General features: G+C 38.3%; 3 protein-coding genes. 2 read left to right on the top strand and 1 reads right to left on the bottom strand.

The features are described from left to right. Positions 1–240 precede the first annotated feature (240 nt). Positions 241–1,422 carry a transcriptional regulator gene (locus tag ACSC97_RS17755; RefSeq protein WP_005402604.1) on the bottom strand — a complete coding sequence of 394 codons (1,182 nt, stop codon included), beginning with the start codon at positions 1,420–1,422 and terminating at the stop codon, positions 241–243. A 139-nt stretch (positions 1,423–1,561) separates the two neighbouring features. On the opposite strand from ACSC97_RS17755, the gene exaC reads away from it, so the two are divergent. Together exaC and ACSC97_RS17765 are read left to right on the top strand one after the other, a co-directional pair. Next, entirely contained in the window at positions 1,562–3,073 is a 1,512-nt protein-coding gene (exaC, locus tag ACSC97_RS17760) for an acetaldehyde dehydrogenase ExaC (RefSeq protein WP_436662260.1), read from the top strand. Positions 3,074–3,329: 256 nt separating this feature from the next. Then, positions 3,330–4,205: a bile acid:sodium symporter family protein gene (locus tag ACSC97_RS17765; RefSeq protein WP_436662262.1), complete on the top strand. Its 876-nt coding sequence runs from the start codon at positions 3,330–3,332 to the stop codon at positions 4,203–4,205. Positions 4,206–4,440 lie beyond the last annotated feature (235 nt).

A 4,440-nucleotide genomic window follows, 5' to 3' on the forward strand; every position in this document is an offset into this window, starting at 1 on the left:
GGCAGAAGAAATTATTTAGACCAATGATCAAAAACTTCATTGATGACTTTATTCTCGATAAAAATCATCTGCTACCACAGAGAGTCTATAAATAATAGTGCGTAAGTCCTAATAAAGTAAAATTCAAAGTAAACAATAATTATTTAATTTTTGATCTTTCTACAGAAGATTAAGTTTTTTTCAGGCAAAGTAAATTTCGTTTTTAATTAACGCTAGATAATTCTAATCTCAAATATTCAATCAATATACGTCTTTAAACTTACTCAAAGATAAGCGTGCAGGATGTTCGCTCGGGAACAATTCCATTAAACGCTCTACAGCATCGATTGCTTCTGGGAAATGGGCCACATGTTTAAGGAGTAGGTCTGTTTCTTTAGTTTTGAAAATAGCATCACTTAAACGAGACTCAAGACAATCACGCCATGCACATAAAAATGGACTTTCAGTTTTAGAGAGGAAAACACCTTTATATAATTGAAGTGCAGACGCGACATAACCTGCATCTAAAGCCTGCTCTGCTGACAGAAAATCAGCTTCAACATCAGCCAGTAGACGATATGGGCGAGAACCCAACATACCACCTAAAATATCCCGTAGTTGAGACATTTCAGCTTTGAGCGTACCGATACTCACCTTACGCTCACCATATAATGCTTGATGTAAATTCTCTAAATTCAAGCCATTTGGACATAAGGCTAAAATGACTAATATCTCGACCTGTCTTGGAGTTAATACCAATGATTTATGGTTAAAAATAATTTGAGGCGTGGCAAAGGCACGAATATATAAACGTTGGCGTTGTTGTTCGATTAAAGCAGTTTGAATAATAGATGCACATCGTTCAGCAGCCAATACACCGAGTGTATTGTGTTTTTTCCATGTCGTAGATAAATCAACGACACCCAATACCTGTTTTGAATACGGGTCTAAAATTGGTGCTGCATAGCAGACCCAATCATGAATAGACTCCATGTAATGTTCATTTGAGAACACACAACTTGATTGTTGAGTCTTTAAAGAAAGTGCTAGAGCATTGGTTCCGACCATATCTTCAGCCCACTGCCCACCTGCAATAAAATGCACTTTTTCAGCTGCACTTTGCATTTGATTACTAGATGCAGTCCAAATAATCGTACTTCCAACGTCACCTACCGCGATAACCATTGAGGATTGTTCTGCAATATGACTCAGTTCATCGGAGCAAGTTTCAAGTGCCAGATCCAAACTGCTTTTGTTCTTTTTATTTTGACTTAATAGTGGTGCTGCTAAGCGTTCTTTAGGAATCGAGGACGAAACAGATCGCTGCCATGAACTCGCAATACTTTGACCAAGTTTTTCAGCATTTTGTGGCGACAGACTACTTTGTTTTTTTAGCTGATCAACGGACGAACGATGTTGCAATAACTCTTGTTTTGTAAACATTTGTGTATCCCTCACACTTGATCATGGTTTCCAACCTTTCTCCAACCTTCGCACTTATATCCTAAAGAAATAACGTACAAAAGTACCTTATACCAAAGCTGTAGATCGTTAAATCAATTATAAGCAAAGGAATTTATATATGCGTTACATCGATCCTAACCAACCTGGTTCAAAAGTCCAATTTAAATCTCAATATGAGAACTTTATTGGCGATCAATGGGTAGCTCCTGTAAGAGGAGAATACTTCGATAATGTTTCACCTGTCGATGGCAAAGTGTTTACAAAGATCCCTCGTTCTTCAGTTGAAGACATTGAACTTGCTCTCGATGCAGCACATAAAGCAAAAGCTGAATGGAATAAAAGCTCTGCTACAACGCGTTCAAATATTTTATTAAAAATAGCGGATCGTATGGAACAAAACCTTGAGTTTCTTGCGGTTGCAGAAACTTGGGACAATGGTAAACCAGTACGTGAAACTTTAGCCGCGGACATCCCGTTAGCGATAGATCACTTCCGCTATTTTGCTGGATGTATTCGTGCACAAGAAGGCGGAATTTCAGAGATTGATGAAGATACGATTGCCTACCACTTTCACGAGCCTTTAGGCGTTGTAGGTCAAATCATTCCTTGGAACTTCCCGATTTTGATGGCTGCTTGGAAACTCGCACCAGCACTCGCGGCGGGTAACTGTATTGTTTTAAAACCAGCAGAACAGACACCTGTGGGTATTTTACTGGTCTTAGAACTGATCCAAGACATACTTCCACCAGGTGTTCTCAACGTTGTTAATGGTTTTGGTGCTGAAGTGGGTCGACCATTAGCAACTAGTCCTCGTATTGCTAAAATTGCATTTACTGGTTCTACTCAAGTCGGTCAGCTCATCATGCAATATGCAACTGAGAATATTATTCCAGTCACCTTGGAGCTTGGGGGTAAATCACCAAATGTCTTCTTTGAAGATGTGATGGACAAAGATGATGAATATCTTGATAAAGCGCTAGAAGGCTTTGCAATGTTTGCATTGAATCAAGGTGAAGTATGTACTTGTCCTTCTCGTGCCTTAATTCAAGAAAGTATCGCAGATAAGTTTTTAGAAAAGGCAATCGAGCGAGTAAAACGAATTAAGTTGGGTCATCCATTAGATACTGAAACCATGGTTGGCGCTCAGGCTTCCTTAGAACAGCAAGAGAAAATTCTACGTTGTATCAGCACAGGTCGCGAGGAAGGCGCTGAAGTACTTGTAGGTGGTGGTGCTCGTAAAGAAGTTGGTGAAGGTTTCTATATTGAACCGACGGTGTTCAAAGGACACAACAGTATGCAAATTTTCCAAGAAGAAATTTTTGGACCTGTATTGTCAGTGACCACTTTCAAAGATTTTGATGAAGCAATCAAAATTGCCAATGAAACCATTTATGGCTTAGGAGCTGGAGTTTGGTCACGTTCTGCACATACTTCATACCGTGCAGGTCGTGCAATAGAAGCGGGTCGTGTATGGACAAATTGTTATCACATTTACCCTGCTCATGCGGCATTTGGTGGTTACAAAAAATCAGGTATTGGTCGTGAAAACCATCGCATGATGTTAGACCATTACCAACAAACCAAGAACCTATTGGTGAGCTACTCAACTAAACCAGCGGGTTTCTTTTAAAATTTAAAAAAGCTTATTTATCTCGATAAGTCAGTTTAAAGTAAAGGCAAGTACACGAGTTGTACTTGCCTTTTTAGTTATTAGAAATTCACATAAAAATATCAATTGTCGTGTAGTTGACAGATTTTCAAATAAATATATGTTTAAAGTGCTAGATCGAAACTTAGATCATCCTTGATTTGTACGCGATGATGGTCACTTTTAAAACGATATCAATTATTTATCAAAATAAAATTCATTTAGGAAAGCACGGTTTATGGATTCAGGACTGATCACAATATTTTTGCCTATCGCCTTAGCCATCGTTATGGCAGGTATGGGGCTAGAACTAACACTTAAAGACTTTGCACGAGTCAGCAAACACCCTAAAGCTGTTTTAATTGCATTGTTCTGCCAACTCATTTTATTGGTGGGCATCGCGTTTTTAATTTGTAAAATACTTGCTTTACCACCGCTTTTAGCAGTCGGTTTGATGCTATTGGCTGAATCACCTGGCGGTACGACAGCCAATTTATTTAGCTATTTATATAAAGGTGATATTGCACTTAATATTACTTTAACTGCTATTAACGCTATTATCGCAGCGGTGTTCCTACCCTTAATTGTAAATTTTTCGATTCTACATTTTATGAATGAAGGACAGCAAGTCGGTCTGCAATTTACTAAGGTTTTACAAGTTTTTCTGATTATTTTAGTGCCTGTATGCATCGGAATGATTATTCGTCATTATGCACCGCATGTTGCTGAAAAACTGAATCGTCCTGTACGAATCTTTGCCGTGGTTTTTCTGCTGATTATCATTCTAGGCGCAATTATTAAAGAGCGAAGCAACTTGATAGATTATTTGGGACAGATTGGTTTAGCAACCGCACTATTCTGTGCTATTAGTTTAATGGTTGGATATTTCGTGCCACGAATGTTAGGCATTAGTTCATATCAAGCACGTGCATGTGCATTTGAGATCGGGATTCATAACAGCACTTTAGCCATGACGATTGCTCTCACCATTATGGCAAGTACCACCATCGCGATGCCTGCCGCGGTATATTCCATTTTCATGTATTTCTTCGCGACTATATTCGGCGTATTAATTACGAAATTTGCCCCTCAAGATGCTGTAAAAACAGTCTGATCTAAGATTTTTATCAAAAAAAGCGTATAGAGATGCTATACGCTTTTTTATGCATAATCGAATCACAATTGCATTAACTGTGCTTTAAGTTTTGATCCAGACCATACTTTCGCTTCTGATTCTGATGTGGTTCCGTTAATTAGACCACTCAATCTAGTTTTATAAGTGATAAATCCGCTCTAAATATTTAAATTATGCTGCCATTACTTTTGAGAAATGTCGATCATAAAATTCA

The organism is Acinetobacter sp. P1(2025) (assembly GCF_051390655.1).
Lineage (GTDB): Bacteria > Pseudomonadota > Gammaproteobacteria > Pseudomonadales > Moraxellaceae > Acinetobacter > Acinetobacter junii.

Coding starts and splice junctions, on each gene's coding strand:
- ACSC97_RS17755 (WP_005402604.1), bottom strand. CDS start 1,422: ATGTTTACAAAACAAGAGTTATTGCAACATCGTTCGTCCGTTGATCAG.
- exaC (WP_436662260.1), top strand. CDS start 1,562: ATGCGTTACATCGATCCTAACCAACCTGGTTCAAAAGTCCAATTTAAA.
- ACSC97_RS17765 (WP_436662262.1), top strand. CDS start 3,330: ATGGATTCAGGACTGATCACAATATTTTTGCCTATCGCCTTAGCCATC.